Origin of the sequence: Gardnerella sp. DNF01180P, assembly GCF_049244205.1 — a bacterium.
In the GTDB taxonomy this organism is placed as follows: domain Bacteria; phylum Actinomycetota; class Actinomycetes; order Actinomycetales; family Bifidobacteriaceae; genus Bifidobacterium; species Bifidobacterium swidsinskii.
In genome coordinates this window covers 348,886-366,133 of the sequence record NZ_CP058386.1, presented here as the reverse complement: position 1 = coordinate 366,133, position 17,248 = coordinate 348,886, and the positions used below count along the sequence as shown (strand labels likewise).

General features: G+C 47.1%; 6 protein-coding genes. 2 read left to right on the top strand and 4 right to left on the bottom strand.

Annotated features, from left to right (window positions below; all coding sequences use genetic code 11):
- Positions 1–20: 20 nt before the first annotated feature.
- From HXT40_RS01460 to HXT40_RS01450, 3 genes are all read right to left on the bottom strand, one after another.
- On the bottom strand, positions 21–9,587 hold the full coding sequence (locus HXT40_RS01460; protein WP_421777272.1) for a fatty acid synthase subunit beta domain-containing protein: 9,567 nt from the start codon (positions 9,585–9,587) through the stop codon (positions 21–23).
- Between the two features lie 127 nt (positions 9,588–9,714).
- Positions 9,715–11,334 (bottom strand): acyl-CoA carboxylase subunit beta, encoded by a 1,620-nt coding sequence (locus HXT40_RS01455; protein ID WP_421777271.1) that lies wholly within the window; start codon positions 11,332–11,334, stop codon positions 9,715–9,717.
- Positions 11,331–13,226, bottom strand: coding sequence for a biotin carboxylase N-terminal domain-containing protein (locus HXT40_RS01450; RefSeq protein WP_410299546.1), 1,896 nt, complete (start codon positions 13,224–13,226; stop codon positions 11,331–11,333). Before HXT40_RS01450 ends, HXT40_RS01455 begins: the two co-directional genes overlap by 4 nt.
- 205 nt (positions 13,227–13,431) lie before the next feature.
- Here HXT40_RS01450 and HXT40_RS01445 point away from each other — a divergent pair, with 205 nt between their 5' ends.
- Positions 13,432–14,082, top strand: a complete 651-nt coding sequence (locus tag HXT40_RS01445) for a biotin transporter BioY (RefSeq protein ID WP_004109189.1) — start codon at positions 13,432–13,434, stop codon at positions 14,080–14,082.
- 132 nt (positions 14,083–14,214) lie between these two features.
- Here the strand turns inward: HXT40_RS01445 and HXT40_RS01440 are convergent, their stop codons facing one another.
- Entirely contained in the window at positions 14,215–15,105 is an 891-nt protein-coding gene (locus tag HXT40_RS01440) for a biotin--[acetyl-CoA-carboxylase] ligase (RefSeq protein WP_421777270.1), read from the bottom strand.
- Between the two features lie 102 nt (positions 15,106–15,207).
- Between HXT40_RS01440 and HXT40_RS01435 the strand changes: the two genes are divergently transcribed.
- Positions 15,208–17,238, top strand: coding sequence for a DUF6020 family protein (locus HXT40_RS01435; RefSeq protein ID WP_421777269.1), 2,031 nt, complete (start codon positions 15,208–15,210; stop codon positions 17,236–17,238).
- Positions 17,239–17,248 lie beyond the last annotated feature (10 nt).

Below are 17,248 nucleotides of genomic sequence, written 5' to 3'. Positions count from 1 at the left end.
AGCTCAGCAGTAGCAGCGACTCAGCAGTAGTATCCGTTCGCATTAAGGCGAGCTTCAGGATTAAGTAACATCGCCTTTTCTGCCTCGTGACCATCGTAGCGAGTGCCATCCGGAAGGCGCGTGCCATCCTTCAGCAAGTGACGATTCTCAACAGGCTCGAACAGTACAGATCGACCCATCATGCCTTCCTCAAATCGCCTCTGGCCCGCAGCCAAACGCGCATTCGCCTTGGTACGCCAATTCTTAAGCACATTAACACCTGCGCTAGCAGCTACAGCAGCTTCAAAAGCACCAGGATGAACCAATGCCACAAATCCGCTAACATGACCGAAGCCGAGCGAAGTTGCGAGAGCAGCCTTCACTGCACAAGAACCTGCACCATCGCCAATGCGCATCGGCTCACGCAACCAAACCATGTGGTCGTCGCGCGCAAGCTTAGGATCCACGCAGTCAAGTGATGCGTTTCCAGGGATTACGCCACTTCTAAACAGTTGCGTCAAACCGTTGATTTGGAAGATGCACGCGCCGCCCTTTGCATGTCCAGTCAGCGCCTTTTGGCTGATTACGAACAGCGGATTTCCGTCCGTGCGTCCGATTGCGTGCGCAAGAGTATTGTGCAGCTCAGATTCGTTCGGATCGTTTGCATTCGTAGACGTATCATGCTTAGAAACCACAGCAATATCGTCCGGAGTAACGCCGAGAGCTGCCAAATCACGCACGAGCTTAGACTTAGCTCCACCCATGCCCGCAGCCAAAGCACCCAAGCCCGGAGCAGGAATAGAAGTGTGAATGCCATCAGCGTAGGAGTGAATGAAACCAACCACACCAGCAACAGGCAAGCCAAGCTTCAAAGCAATATCGCCGCGCGTAACCAAAATCGTACCGCCGCCTTGTGCTTCAAGGAAGCCTCCACGTCTGCGATCGTTTGCGCGAGAGAAGAATCGTGGATTGATGCCCTTCGCATACATTTCTTCGCTATTGGCAGTTGCGTTCATATTGCCGAAGCCAACTACGGATTCCACACCGATATCGTCAATTGCGCCAGTTACTACGAAGTCAGCTTTGCCGAGAGCAATCTTGTCGACGCCTTCTTCGAGCGAAACCGCTGCAGTTGCGCATGCAGACACCGGCTGAACCATATTTCCGTAGCCGCCGATATAGGTTTGCATTACGTGAGCTGCAACAACGTTTGGAAGCGCCTCTTGCAATACGTCCGTAGGAATTTCGTGGTTAAGGAAGCGATCCAAATACAGTTTTCGCATTGAACTCATGCCGCCGAAACCGGTTCCTTGCGTGGAAGCAACCATTGACGGATGCACAGATTGCAAAATCTCCGAAGGCGTGAAACCAGCAGAAATATAAGCGTCTACAGTTGTGACAATATTCCACAGCGCAATCGTGTCAACACTTCCAACCATTGAAGCTGGAATACCCCACTTCAGCGGATCGAAGCCCTTAGGGAATTGTCCACCGACGGTTCTGGTCATTGCAGCCCTACGCGGCACGCGAATCATAGAACCTGCCTTGCGCGTAACAGTCCATTCGCCAGATTCTGCATCGCGAGCAATCTCAGTATGCGATTCGTCAAGTGCCACGTATTCGCGCGCAATTGTTTCTGTTGGAACGCTGAAACTCACGTCGTGATCGAGGAAGATTTCTGCTTCTTCTTCGTTTGCTCCATCCTTGTAATCGCCGCCCATACCGGTTTCGAATGGTCGAATACCGGAACGTGCTACTACTTCATCGCGATATTTCTCTGCAATATCTTCTTCTGGAACAAGCGTGCCGTCCGCATCATACCAGCCTGGCTTTGGCGAATCCTGCCAAGTAAGCAAGCCCATATTCCAAGCCAATTCCAGTACTGCTCCTGCAGAAAGCTCCACGGAACCGTCTTCACGAATTCCAAGTTCTGCTTCGAAACGAGTACGTCCGGAACCCCATGGTCCAAGCTCGCCAACGGAGACGATCACAATTTCGTCTTCTGGACGCGCTGTTACGTTCTTCCAATCAGCCAAGTTGACTCGCGGCTGAGTTGGCACGTAAGGAGTTGGAAGTGCTTTGTTGGTTGATTTAGCAGAAGATTCTGCAGCTTCTTCTACAGCTTCCACCGCTTCTTCCGCAACTTCAGCACGCTTCTGATCTTCCAACGCTTCTGCACGAAGCGCGTTCAAATCAAGAGGCTCCTTGCCTAATCCGCCCGTAAAATCAACATCCAAAGGCGCAATTGCTGCCTGCTCTCGCGCTTCCTTCGTGCACAAATCGAGCAAACGATCTGCCATTTCTTGCGTAGAGTAGGTAGTTAATCCGTGACGCTCAACTACAGCCACAAGCGGATCATTTCCGCCCATTAAGCCGGTTCCACGCACCCATCCAATCTTAGGATGCGCGAAAGTCACGCGATCCGACCACACGCTTTCCGCATGCGCACGGTTCACAATCGCGTCGAAAGCACTCTTGACTTCGCCGTAAGCACCGTCGCCGCCGAACATACCGCGGTTTGGAGAGCCAGGTAACACAACGTGCATACGATGTTGTACATCTGTATCTGCTCCAATCTGCGCAAATCCAGCGATTGCACGCTCCACTCCCCACAGCATTAAGCGCGATTGCGATTCAAAAAGCGAACCAGAATCAGACAAAGTACCGTGAACTGGAGGAGCTGCAAACGGGAAGAACATGCTCGGCTCATAAGCAGGCTTCAAAATAGTAGTAGTTGCGCCACTTACTTTCTTTGAAACCGTGCCAACCCACTTTACAAGCGCATCGACATCGCGATAACTAGACAAGTTTGCTGGCACAAGCCACAACTTTGCGCCCATTTGAGCGTTTTCGCGATACGCTTTCTTCGCCCAAGACTTAACGCTCGGCTTGAAACTGTGCGAAGTTGCAATAACCGTAGCTCCACCCTTAAGCAAACCCTTTACTACGCGAGCAGCAATCGAGTTAGGAGCAACGCCTGTAACTACTGCAACTTCTCCTGCAAAACGAGTTGCTTGAGCAGTATCGGCGTTGTTTTGTGCAAGTTTAGTGCGAGAATCGCGAGCAATACCATTAAATATTGTTGCAAGATTGTTTAATTCGCGAGATTTAGAAAGACTTGCAAACCACTCAGCTTCCGAAGCTACTGCTTCCCCGGCACCGAGGAAACTACCAAAATCATTTAAGATTTCAGAAACTTCATTTACCTGAATATCAACATTCTTTCCGGCATACTTGTAGTACAAGCGAGCAACGTCTTCGCGAGCCGAAGCCCAGCGGTCGTCGAAAAGAATCGCTTTTCGCTCATCAAATCGAGGAGCCACTTGCTTTGGCCAATCCGCACCTAATTCTGCTTCAACAGCAGCTACAACAGCAGCATTTTCGTCACTTTCAGTTTCTGCTTTAGGAGCTTCAACACCAAGCTTTGCTAGCACAAACTTAGCAGTTGCAGCAAGTACGCCGTCTGCGCCAACAACTTGCTGCGCAAAAGCGTCAAGAGCTGCAGAATCAACAACAGCACCACCGGCTGCGCCAGCAGCGCCAGGCCGAGAAACGCTAACGCCGTGAGCTTGTGCAACTTGCGCAATTGCTGCGTCGATTAAAGCGTCAGCTGCAGCAGTATTCTTTGCAGGATCAGTTGAAAGTTGCGCAAGATTTTCACCGCGCACGCTAGCACCTTCACGCGTTTGCAAAACCAAAGCCGCAAGCACGTGCGCACGCCAGCCTTCGCCAAGCTGCCAGACTTCCGAAATACGCTTGTCAATTTGCGCTGGCTTCACACCTGCTGCACCGAAAAGTGCACGCAAACGTTCGCGCACAATATCGGAAAGCACTGCACCAAAAGCCTTATAGCGCGGAGCAACCGAATCAACTAACTTTTTAAGCGCACTCATTGGAGCTTCTGCAGCACCGTCCACGCTAGCCACGCCAAGCTCGGAACTAATATCCATAAGAAGCTGGTTTCTGCGCGAAGATACGCCGTTTGTAAGCGTATCAGTTGTGTCAGTGTCGCCGATTTGGTCAAGACGGATTTTTGCACTATACGCAATCAGCATTGAGATTGCGTCGGATGCTTTGAATGGCAAGTCTGCTACAGGTCCGCTTGCTGCTGCGTTAGCAACTTGAGCAGAAGGAGCAGCCGCAGGAGCAGCAGAGACAACATTTGCGGCAGGAGCTGCAGGAGCAGCAGCTGCATCAGCAGTGCTACTTACTTCTTGACTATCTTCCTCAGTAAACACTTCAGGCACAAGCGAATCCGTGTCAGTCATATAAACGCGACCTTCGTCACGACCAACGTTGTAAACAGTCACTTTTTCGCCACTAAACTCCGGCAAAGCAAGAGTTTTAGCGCCAAGATTTGCCAAAGTTGGCGCGTTTCCTAAACCAACTTCAACGTACTCTTCAACGCCAAGACCGCCGCGAGCGCGATCGGCAAACATAAGAGCCTGCGTTTCAATCCAACGAACTGGAGAAGCGAACTGCCATGAAAGAAGCTCCGTAAGAAGCAATCTACCGAGCTTCTGCTCATCCTCTGCATAAGATTTCCACGTAGTTTCATCTTCCAAAGCTGCTTCAATGCGCTCAGATGGCACAACATCCAAAATCTTTTGTGCAAATTCTCGCGTAAGCTCAAACGGGCAAGCCACGAGGTTTGGAATGTAACGGTCTACAAGCACAGAGTAATCAATATGCTTCGGCAGCAGCGAATCGAGCTTGTCGCGGAATTCCGGCACACCCTTTCGAAGAATTCGAGAGTGGAACGGCACGTCAATTCCTGGAACAAACATGAATGGAGGCTTACCACCATACTCCTTAGCGCGCTTAGAAGCGTCTGCAGCCAATGCCTTCAAGCCTTTAATAGTTCCAGCAATTGCGTACTGCTGACCTGCCAAGTTGTAGTTTACAATTTGCAAGAATTCGCCAGTAGCCTTGGAAATGCCATTAACGTAAGCGTTTACACCTTCGTCTGACACTCCAAACTGGTTTGGTCGAAGCGCACCCATGCGGTAGTTCGAGCGACCTTGCGCATCGCGTTCAATCAAGTGATGCATTGTAGATCCGCGGTGGAACACCAATTCAAGCACAGTTTCGAGTGGAATAATTTGCGCGAAGGAGCTCAAAGCATTGTATTCTCCAAGCGAGTGTCCTGCAAAGTAAGCAGGCCAAATATCGCATCCTGCTTCACGCAAACGCGCGGTTTGCGCAAAGGCAACTGTTGCGAGCGCAACTTGCGTAAATTGTGTTAAATTAAGCAATCCTTCAGGATGGTGATAAGTTACGCCGTGAGCAGTAAGCTCCTTTGGATTATCGCGCACGACCGCGAGGATTGAGAATCCAAGCTTTTCGCGAGTAAGCTTGTCTGCTCGCTCCCAAGTATCGCGCACAGCAGGCGACTTTGCGCGCTCATCCAGCGACATTCCTTGTTTTTGGATACCCTGACCTGGGTATACGAATGCTGCACGTGGAGCGCGAGTAAGCGCGCTTGCTTTAGACACGATTTGCCCATCAACTCTGCACGTAACTTCCAAAGCAAGTCCGCCGCGACGAACTTTTCCAACGCGCTCAACTGTGATTTCTACTTCGTCATCAAGCTGAACCATGCCGTACATGTTGTAGGACCAGCCAATGAGCTCGTAGCGAGCACCTTTTTCATCAACTGCTTGAGCCACATGTTGAGCTGTTGCAGAAAGCCACATACCGTGTACCAAAGGAGCAGAAAGACCGGAAATTGCAGCACCTCGCTTAGAAGTGTGGATTGGGTTGAAATCTCCAGAAGTACGCGCAAAAGCGGTCATATCGTGAGGAGCGCGAACGACTACTCTGCGCAAAGCTCTGCGAGGCGTGTCTTCAATTTCGTATCCGTGCAATCCTGCAGCTTCGCCATATTGCGCAGCTGGAGCAGGAAGCGCATTGCTGAAGCTTCGTCCACGAATAGCAAAACGCTCAGTTTCGTGAGCAAGTCGCGTGCCGTCAGCTGCAGTATGCACTACGTGAATAGTTACCACGCGTCCAGAAGCGGATTCTGCATACGGCTCAGCCCAGCCTAGTAAATTAATTCGCTTGTCGACATACTTTTTAAAGGCTTCAGCATCGACGTCAAGCTCTACTAAATGATCTAGGTGAACAGCGTTAAGCAGACCCTCAATAATCGGGTAGCCATCAACCATTACGGAACCCAAAGCTGAGTAAATAGTTGGCCAAGCAGGACCTACTAACGCGTCTGGCACAATGCGAGAAGCAAGCAATCCATCTGGAAGTCTTCCAGCAGTAGCAGACTCGTGGTCAATTCCAAGATTTCTTGAGAAAGTATAGGAAGAATGAACCAATCCAAACGGGAAATCTCTATAACCTTCTGCAAGCAAATCTTCCGGCAATTTTGCCAAACTGCCATCTTCTTTTACTGTTTCAACCTTAGGCATAGCATCAAGCACATCGCCAGTAATCGCAGTATTTCCAATACCTGCGGTTGCTGCAAGCATTTCGTACACGTGCTTTGGCAAACGTTCGCGGTCAACTACTGGTATGATTCCAGCTTGACTTGCATCAACAGTTAGCGGAATTACAATATCTCGTACCGCGTGCTTGCGTTTTGGCGAGTTTGCAGCGTTTTTTGTAGAGTGTTTTGCTTCCTGATTTTCTTGATTATCCCAGAATGTATCTAGCTTAATATCTAAATCAAGCGAAATTACGTCATTATTACTAGAAGTTACTGTAATTACGTAATTTTCGTCTCCTAAAGATGTTCCGTAAGCAGGGTTTGCAGTTACATGACCAACCCAAGAAATATTCGGGCATGCGCGCACGTAAGCTTCAACGTTTTTAGCATCAGCAATCTGACTAAAAGCAGATTTTGAAGACTTGCTCGCCGCATTTTCCTTATTTTCTGCTTCTACTCCAGTTTCCGAGCCAGATTCTGCACGATTGAGCATAGCTGCTTCAAAACGTCCCAGAATATCGGCAATCGGCTCATCCATAGTCGTAATTCCAGCCACGGAAATCGGTCCTGGAATTACACGCACAGCGTCTGCCGAGTAACGCGAATCTTCCGACTGCCAAAGCTGATCTTGACCCCACCAACGCAACAAATCGTTGTCAATAACTGGCACGAATGGCATTGGCTTAGGGTATTCGCGCACCAAAGTTGGGAACCAAGCGGCATCCATTGGCACAACGTTCATCTCGCGAGCTTGAGGCAACGCGTCAATCAGCGTATATAAAGCAGCTTGAGGGTGCTTAGAAACTTCTTCGATAGAAGGCAGAATAGAAGTAAATTCGCCTGAATCTTGATTAATTAAACGCGCTTCAATACGCTGCAACAAATGCATGTAGCGATCTACGTAAGTCGGATCCACCCAAGGGTATGCCAAATCTAGGAAACGTTGAGCAAATTGTGCGTAAGTCATGCTTTCTACGTCACCAAAATATGGTTTTGCAGTAGAGTTAAGTGCTTCGATTACTTCATCGCGACGCGCTTCAAGCTCTTCAGGATGTTTCATCATACGAACGAGCAATCGACCGCAGCGAGCAGAAGCGTTTTCTAACTCGTAAATATCTGCGTGCAAATGGCTTAAACCACTCGTCACACCGCCAATCACTTTGCCAGAAGGCACCCAACGCTCACCCAAAGGTGCGAACGAATCCTCATCAAAACCTTCAATGCTAGAAGATTTCGGCATCGCAATACCCGGAGTTTCCACAAGCATACGCTTTACTTCAGGACTTGTATGTGCTTCCTTAGCTGTCATTGCAGCTGTGCCAATCATTACAGCATCAACTGGCATATTTGGCAAACCGTATTCATTCGCCCATTCGCCAGAAATGTAGTCTGCAGCACGCTCAGGAGTGCCAATACCACCGCCTGCAACAAGCACCAAATTTTCGCACTCGCGCACTTGCGCGTAAGTTGTCATAAGCAAATCGTCAAGAGATTCCCACGAATGGTGACCACCTGCAGCACCGCCCTCAACCTGTACAATAATCGTGGCTGGAGCAACAGCCTTAGCAATTCGCACAACTTGACGAATTTGGTCAACTGTTCCAGGCTTAAACGTTACGTAAGGGAATCCATCAGCTTGTAAAGATGCTACTAATTCCTTGGCTTCGTCAAGTTCTGGAATGCCAGCAGAAATAACTACACCATCAATAGGAGCTCCCGACTGCCTCTTTTTTGGCACGATTCGCTTCGAACCAAATTGCAAATTCCACAGATAGCGATCCATAAACATGGCGTTAAATTCGATAGTTGCGCCTTCGCGAAGCTGATTTTCAAGCGACTTCATATGACGATCGAAAACTTCTGCAGTTACTTGACCGCCGCCAGCAAGCTCAGCCCAGTAGCCTGCATTTGCTGCTGCAGCAACGATTTCCGGCTCTACTGTCGTTGGTGTCATTCCTGCAAGAAGCACAGGAGCTTTGCCTGTAAGCTTGCTAAATTTGGTAAGCACTTTGCGTCCTGCAGGCGTGTTGATTACTCGAGGCGCAAAAGCAGCCCAGCAGCCTGTACGCTCTGGTTCAGAAGCTGAGTCAGCTGTTGAAAGCTCAGCGCGAGAGCGCAATGTAGCAGCCTCTACGATTCCAGCGCCGGTTCCTTGCACAAGCACTCCAGTAAGCTTTCCGAGCACCTCGCTAGGACCCATGTCTAAAATCCAAAGCGAGCGCGCGTCGTTCTGCTCCAAAACTTCGCCAATTTGCGCAGCCCAATCAACAGGAGTTACAAGCACAGCATCAGCCAATTCGCGCGCAACTGTAGTGTTCAAACCAGCCTCACTAGCCCACTCTACTACCTGCTCAACTGCAGATTGAAGCATTGGCGAATGGAATGGCACTGTAACATCCAAATATTCAGCAACTGGCGCAAATACAGCTCCACCGCGAACTTTCATTTCGCGCAATTTTTTCGAACGCTTTGTTTCTTTTTGCGCTTCGTTTGCAACAGCTTCCATATCTTCCGGGTATCCTGCAATAACCACGTGATTGTAAGCGTTTTTAACAGCAATTGACACTTCACCGCGCGTGCGCTCTACGCGTGAAATTAACGCTTCTGCCTGCTTTTTAGTAACTCCTTTAAGTGACAGCATTGGCGTGTGCTCGCCGTCACCAGTAATTTCAAGCATTCGAGATTCACGATCTCCTGCAGCTCCAATTAAGTAGGCAATTGCAAGTAATTCTTCGATTTGCGCGCGAGCTTTTTGCCAAGACTTTGCTTTTATGCGAGCTTTTACCATTTCTGCTGCGATTACGCCTTGAGAATGACCCAAAACTGCGCACGGCTTGTTTACTTCAAAGTTGTATCCAAGATTTGTTAAGTCGCGCACTGCACCGAATTGTGCAAGCGTAATTCCAGGCACACTAAGAAGCGCGTTTGCAGCGTTAATATGCTTATTTTCTAGCGCGTCAAACACGTTTATGTCGCCGCCTGCATTTGCTAAAAGCTCAGAATAAATTGGCGATAGCAAAGCTTTTGCGCCTGCTTCGTACTCATGAAGTTCTGCGTTTAATTCTTCGTCTGAACCAAGCTCACGCAAAGCTTCAACCCACGGAGTCGACTGACCTGCAAACACGAGTGCGTGCGGATTATTAGCGAGTTGGTCGAAAAAGTATGTTGTCATGATGTTTCCTTCTCGTTGATTTGGATAAGTTTTATAAATTCTGTAAGTTTTGTAAGGTTTATAAGTTTTGTAAGTTCTATAGTTTTTAGTTATAAGTTTGATAACCCCTATAATTTTTATAAATCACTTACATTGGCTGATTTCCGTGATGCTTTCCAGTTCTGGAAACCCGCTTTTTACTGCGCAAAAGCTTCAATGAGCCGGCAATCATATCGCGAGTCTGCTCCGGGTCAATCATTGCGTCAATCTGACCAGTTTCCAACGAAAGATTTGCGTTCACAGTAGTCGCCTCATACTCGTCAACCAGCTGCTTTCTAAGAGCTGCAACGTCTTGCCCACGCTCTTTAGCTTTTTGCAAATCCTTGCGGTGAATAATATTTACGGCACCTTGCGCACCCAAAACTGCAATCTGGCTGGTTGGCCACGCGTAATTTACGTCCGCACCCATCGACTTGGAACCCATAACGATATAAGCTCCACCGAAAGCTTTGCGCAAAATAACTGTAACCAGCGGAACTTGCGCATTCGCGTACGCATAAATCACTTTCGCACCTCGGCGAATAATTCCTGCGTGCTCTTGATCTGAACCAGGCTTATAACCAGGAGTATCTACTAGAGTCACCACAGGCAAATTAAACGCGTCGCACAATCGCACAAATCGCGCGACTTTTTCGGAAGAATTTACATCCAAAATACCAGCGTTCACCTTCGGCTGATTTGCCACGATTCCAACAGGATGACCCTCAATGCAAGCAAAACCAACCACTGCAGAAGCAGCATACAATTCCTGCACTTGCACGAACTCACCGTAGTCGACAATTCTGCGAATCACGTCGAGCACATCGTAAGGCTGACGGTCGTTATCCGGCACAATATTCGCCAACTCGCGCGCAGTTTCGCGATCGGCACGAGTAGCAGAATATGCAAAAGTTGGAGGCTCTACCTCACAGCTAGATGGCAAATAAGCCAAAACTGTGCGCGCGTAGTCAATTGCGTCAGCTTCATCCTCTCCCAAATAGTGAGCGACACCGGAAGTTGCGTTATGTACAAGACCGCCGCCCAAATCGTCCATGCTAATCGCCTCGCCGGTTGCAGCTTTAACAACATCCGGGCCAGTTACGAACATATTTGAGTGCTCGCGAGTCATAATAATCAAATCCGTCAATGCAGGGCAATACACAGCACCACCAGCGCAAGGCCCCAGAATAATTGAGATTTGCGGAATCAAGCCGCTTGCTTCGCAAGTTTTTTTGAAGATACGCCCGTATTGCATAAGCGCGCTCACGCCTTCTTGAATGCGAGCGCCGCCGGAATCAATTACGGCAACAACTGGCACGCGAAGTTCAACAGCCATATCTAAAAGATGGCAGATTTTCTCGCCCTCAGCTTTGCCTAAAGTTCCACCGCGCACAGAAAAGTCTTGTGCGTAAACTGCAACTTTTCTGCCATAGACTTCGCCAAAACCGGTGATTACAGCGCATCCTGCAACGTCGTTATTTATGTCACCGCCGTTAAAACGTCCGATTTCCACGAACGATCCGGTGTCAAAAAGCAAGTCAAGACGCTCTCTTGCAGTTGACTTTCCTTTTGCGTGCTGACGCTCACAAGCTTTTTGTTCTGCGTCACGAGCAAGTTGTGCTGCGTGCTGAACTGCAGCTTTTCCGCGACGAGGCTGCAAGTTTGTATCGTCAGAATTATTCACACTTTTCTCTGAAATTTCAGACTTTTCTTTTACTAAAGCGCTCATTTCTGCTCTCCTTCCGGCTTTTCGGAAGACTTCTCACCTTCAGACGAATCTCCATTATTTGAACCAGAAATGTCAATCGTCACAAGCTTTGCGCCCGATTCCACGCCGTCACCAGGCCCAACAAAAATTCCAGTAACCGTGCCTGCAGCCGGCGCGTAAACGTAATTTTCCATTTTCATAGACTCAAGCACCACAAGCAAATCACCCTTGGCAACCTGCTGACCTTCAGCAACATTCACGCGCGTAATAACAGCTTGCATAGGCGCTGCGATTACGCCAGGAATCTGCTTTTGTTCTTCAGATTTATGAGTACTTCCGCGAAGCGAACGTCCACGCAAAGGTTGCGAAGCTCTAGAAACGCTACGAACTCGCGCAGAACCAGTCAAATTGTCAACAATATCTTGCGGAATCGTAAGCTTTACGCGCTTATTATCAACCTCAATAATGAAGGATTCCATTGCAGGCTGCTTATTTTCGGATTCATCCGCAGACTTTCCAGAAACAAGCGAAGCCGGCTGACCGCCCAAAGAAGCTGCAGGAACGCGGTTCAAATACTTGCGTTCCATCCACTTAGTAGACACATCAAAACTGTGATTTTCCGCCGTAAACTCAGGGTCGTTAAAAATCTGCTCAAAAAGTTTCGCAGGAGTTGGCACGCCCTCAATACAAAGTTCCTTCAAAGCGCGACGCACGCGAGCAACAGCAGTTTCGCGACTTTGCGCAGTAATAATAAGCTTGCCCATCATCGAATCGAATTTTGGCGAAATATTATCGCCAACTTCAACGCCAAAATCGACGCGAATACCAGGACCGGAAGGCCACTTTATTTTCGTCAAAGTGCCGGAACTTGGAGTCAAATTCGTAGCAGGATCTTCCGAAGTAATGCGAAGCTCGAAGCTGTGTCCGCGAGGCTCTGGATCCTTAATCAACTCGCCGCCGTCAGCAATATTGAGCTGTTCTCGCACTAAATCAAGTCCACTAACTTCCTCACTAACCGTGTGCTCAACTTGCAATCGCGGATTAACTTCCAAGAAGTAGACTTTATGCTGAGAAGTCACCATATATTCGCACGTGCCAAGACCAACGTAGTCAACAGCTTCAAATAGGTTACGAGAATATCGGTAAAGCTGATCCTTTTCATCGTCAGTCAAGAACGGTGCAGGAGCCTCCTCAACCAGCTTTTGGTTTCGGCGCTGCACCGAGCAATCGCGCGTGGAATATACGGTGAAATTTCCGTGAGCGTCGCGGCCGCACTGCGTTTCTACGTGGCGAGCTTTGTCAATAAAACGCTCAATAAAATATTCGTCTAAATCGCCGCCTTGAAGAGCGTCGTGATTCATATAAAAGCCTCGCAACTCGTCATCGTTACGAACGACTGTAATGCCGCGTCCGCCGCCGCCATCCGTGCGCTTCATCATCACTGGATAGCCGTGAGTTTGCGCAAAAGTTAAAAGTTCTCGAATATCTTTCACAGGCTCCGAAATTCCTGGAACTGGCGGCACTTTCGCACGAACTGCCACGCGACGAGCCGTAATCTTATCTCCCAAATCAATAAGCGCTTCCGGACGAGGACCAATCCAAATAACTCCAGCATCGTTAACTTTTTTCGCAAAAGACGCAACTTCCGAAAGGAAACCGTAACCCGGATGCACCGCATCCGTGCCGCTTCTTTTAATAATGTCAAGAATCGCATCTTCGTTTAAATAAGTATCGCGATATGTGTCTCCGGAAAGTGCGTACGCTTCGTCTGCCATTTCTACAAACTGCGCGTTGCGATCAGTCGGTGCGTAAATAGCAACGGTAGAAATGCCCATTTCGTGAGCCGTGCGAATAACTCGCAAGGCAATTTCACCGCGGTTTGCGATGAGGATTTTTTTGATATTCGTAACCATACGTTACAAGATATTAGAAAAGTTGCGTTTACGGATGAGTCGACATACACAAAAGCTAGAGCAAAATTTTGTACACTTCTCCAATGCACATGATTTTTATAACACGTAATGTGATTAGCGAAACGGAAAACAACCGGCAAAACCGTTTAATTGACAACCTATTAGCTGCAAACGGCGAACCGGAAATAACCAAAAGAAGGTTTTCATGACTAACATAAATCAAAATAATGCAACAACAGCATCAGCAAATTCAAACGTTGCGAATAAGTTGAAAGTAGCTGCAGCATGGCTTGCAAAGCCAGCGCTTCTCACTGTGCTTTTGGCTCTTTCTACTATGGCAGGCGCAATTTATCTTCCTATTACTCCTGTGCCTATTACGTTGCAAACTCTTGTTTTGTGCATTATTGGTTTAACGTTGAGCTGGCGCGAAGGCGTAGCTTCTGTGGTTATGTATCTTGCTGTTGGCGCAGCAGGTTTGCCTGTGTTTGCTGGCTTTAAGGGCGGCTGGGCTGTTTTTGTTGGCCCTACTGCAGGATTCTTAGCTGGTTTCATTTTTGGCGTTGCTGCAACCGCAGCTTTGAAGCGCGTATTTGACGTAGCTCTTGACGCAATGATGCCAGAAAACTCCTTCAAGAAGACTTTCGCACGCTTCTGCACTTACTCTGTAGCTTCTATAATCGGCACGATCGTGATTTACGCATTCGGCATTTTCGGTCAAAGCTACCTAACTGGCATGCCACTTTCAACTGCCGCCGCAACCTTGATTATCTTCATGATTGGCGATTTGATTAAGGCTTTTGTTGCGAGCGCAGCTTGCTCCGGCTTGTACAACGCACTTAACAAAAAGCGCGCGTAACAACTAAACCTAAATGCTCTAAACGGGAACATTTGTCGGAAAATTTCCGGCAAATGTTTCCACAAAACACAAAAACGACAACAAACGCCGGGAATTTTCCCGGCGTTTGTTGTCGCTCGCTTTCTTTAAATCTCACTCTTCATACGAAACGGCCTGCACATCGCCGCTTTTTACCACAATCTCCTCGCCAGATGCCTCACGAATCGTAAGCGACGCATCTTCTCCAAGCCGCACAGCAGTTCCTGTCACCACGCTTCCGTCAACTGGATGCACGTTAACTTCGCGCCCAAGAGTCCAACACACACCATTTACTTCTTGAAGCAAATCTGCAGCGTTGCTTGGATAATCGCGCATAAAATCACCAAGTCTAGAACGCAATCCAGTAACGATTTTCGCAGCAATCGTATCACGCAATTCTTTAGCTTCCGGCAAATCAGTCATATGCATTTGCAGCGAAGTTGCCATTTTAATTGGCAGCACTTCTTTAGGCACACACAAGTTCAATCCGATTCCAAAAATTACTCCAACAACATCATCTTTGCTTGGATCAGCTACAATTTCTGTTAATATTCCGCCTTCTTTACAATCGTGCAAAAACACGTCGTTAGGCCATTTAAGTTTTATCGCGCAAGCATCACCGTGCATCGGCGAGCTTCCGCACTCTTTAAACGTTTCTAGAAGTGCGTCACGCGCTGCAAGCCCTGCAATAATAGGCAGCCACCCATTGTGACTTGCGTCCATAACAATTGACTTCGGCAGCAACGTTACGAATGAAACTAAAAAGCTTTCTCCCGCACGGCTTACCCACGCACGCCCTAATCGTCCTCTTCCTGCTGTTTGCTCGTCTGCCACAATCGCAACTATTGCTGGCTTTCCGTCATCTCGCGCGATTATTTCGCCTTTTTGTATCATTTCTCGCGCAATATTTTGCGTAGAATCTGTAATTGCGAAATATTTTACCAGATCTGCTACTTCTGAGGTCTGCGTCATCAATGCCACACTTTGCGAAGAAAAAATAGTCATATGTATAATTTACATCAGATTATATTTTTGCGCGCGTCATTGCATGTTTTGCGCGCAATAGCAAACAAAGTAGCTGAGCATCAATTAAGCAGGTGTTAACACATGGAGCGCATACGTCGCAAAACGCAGTACGAAAAGCCGCGCAAATTGCGTGCAGTTGTAGCACGTTTTTTAGATTACACTCTTGCTGCTTTGCTATGCTTTGTACTTGCTTTTTGCACTAGCTTGGGACCAATTTTCCGCAGTCAAGATATTAAAGTTCATTTAGGATCAATCGCTGATTTTTCGTTGGTTAATGCTTTTATTTTCGTTGCTGCCTTCATAATATACGCATTAATACTGACTGCGCTTATTTACTACGGTAAAAATAAAAAGTTTTTGCCTAAATATCAACGTTTTACGAAATTAATAAAATCAATTGCGTTAAGAAAAAATAGCGAAAATAAAAAACAGTCAAAATTACAAAAATTTACTACTAAACACACTATTTTCCGCAATATTTCGCATTTTCTTTTAAAATTTGCAAAACTATTTTTTAATTGCGCTAAATGGTTCATTAACCACTCCACTCGCAACAGAAGAAACCTACTTCTTACTTTTTTCGTGGGCTGGATTTGGGTTCCAGTTACGTTACTTGCCGCATACGGTGCAGATATATGCTCGCAAATTCGTGAGTACAGTTGGACTTGGAATAAAATTACAGGCTTAGATCAGCCTTATATCGGCTTCTTTAGCTTTGTCCCAATGGATATTTACCCAACTGCGCACTACTTGTGGCCAACTTATCCAACTTATTTAACAAATCAGCACAACATTGTTCTAACTGTTATTTATGGCGCAACAACAGCAGTCTCCAGATACTTTACCGACTCAAACGACGCTGGAATTGTAGTTCTTGCCTTTGCACAATTTGTATTTGCAGCATGGTGCGTTTCTGCAACAGCACACCGCTTCTTAAACAAACCTTGGCTTGATGCAGAATCTAGCTCAACAAATTGCAGCACAACAACTTTTGCAAGATTCGTTATTCTGCTTATGTTTTTACTTAATCCGCTTGTGTTGTGCTCAACTATTGCGCTTACAAAATCTCCGCTTTTTGCATTCGCTTTTGTTTGGTGGTTTGGTATAAATTACGAGTTAACTAATTGCTATCATGCGAAGGACACTAAAAATACACCTAGCACAAAGCCAAATGCGCAAAAGCCTAGACTTCACACTGTTTTGGAATTAATTGTTTCAGTGTGCGTAATGCTTATTGCTGCAAAATACGCTTGGTATATTCTGGTTGTTCAATTCGTGCTTTTGATTATTTTTGAGCGCAAACGCTGGCGTTTGTGGGTTTGCGGAATTTTGCTTCCAATCGTTGTGATTCACGGCTCGTTAATTATGCTTATTTCGAGCGGTGCTATTATTAGCGGCGATCCTATTGAGAGTCGCGGCATTCAGTTACAACAAATTGCACGTATAGCTAAGCTCGATCCGCATAGCATACCGCGTAGCGCAAAGCGCATTATTGCACCAATTTTTAATCTGGATCAAACTGCAGAAGCATACAAACCTTATGACGCAGATCCTGTGAAATCTTCCGGATTGCAGTCTAAAAAAGTGAGTTATCGTTGGCGATACGTTACTAAAGATAATATTCGTAAATTAGATTTCGCTTGGTGGCAAATGATTACGCATAGTCCACTCGTTGCAACTGACGCTTTTCTTGCGAAGACTTACGGATACTTTGATATTTTTGACCGCCCGTATGTTGGGCCAGAATATTACATAGACACTGACAGCATACACAAATCTGATTGGATTAAATATTGGAATCCTAAGTGGCGAACTAAATTTGCAGAAGATATTAGCACGTTTAGTGATATTCCTGTTTTAAGTTGGCCAATTCACGGAAATACTTTCGTTATTTTTACACTACTTATTGGTGTTGCAGAAATTATTCTTCGCCGTTGGCGCACATTGTTATGGCACATTCCACTTGCCTTGCTGGTTGGAGTTATGATTCTTGCTCCAGCTAATAATTTTGAGCGACACATGCTACCGTTAGCTTTTGTTTTCTGCTTTGTAGCACTTACTTTTTGGCGAGATACTTTTACTCAATCGCGCTATAATAGTAGAGAATGTTAGGATCAAAGGC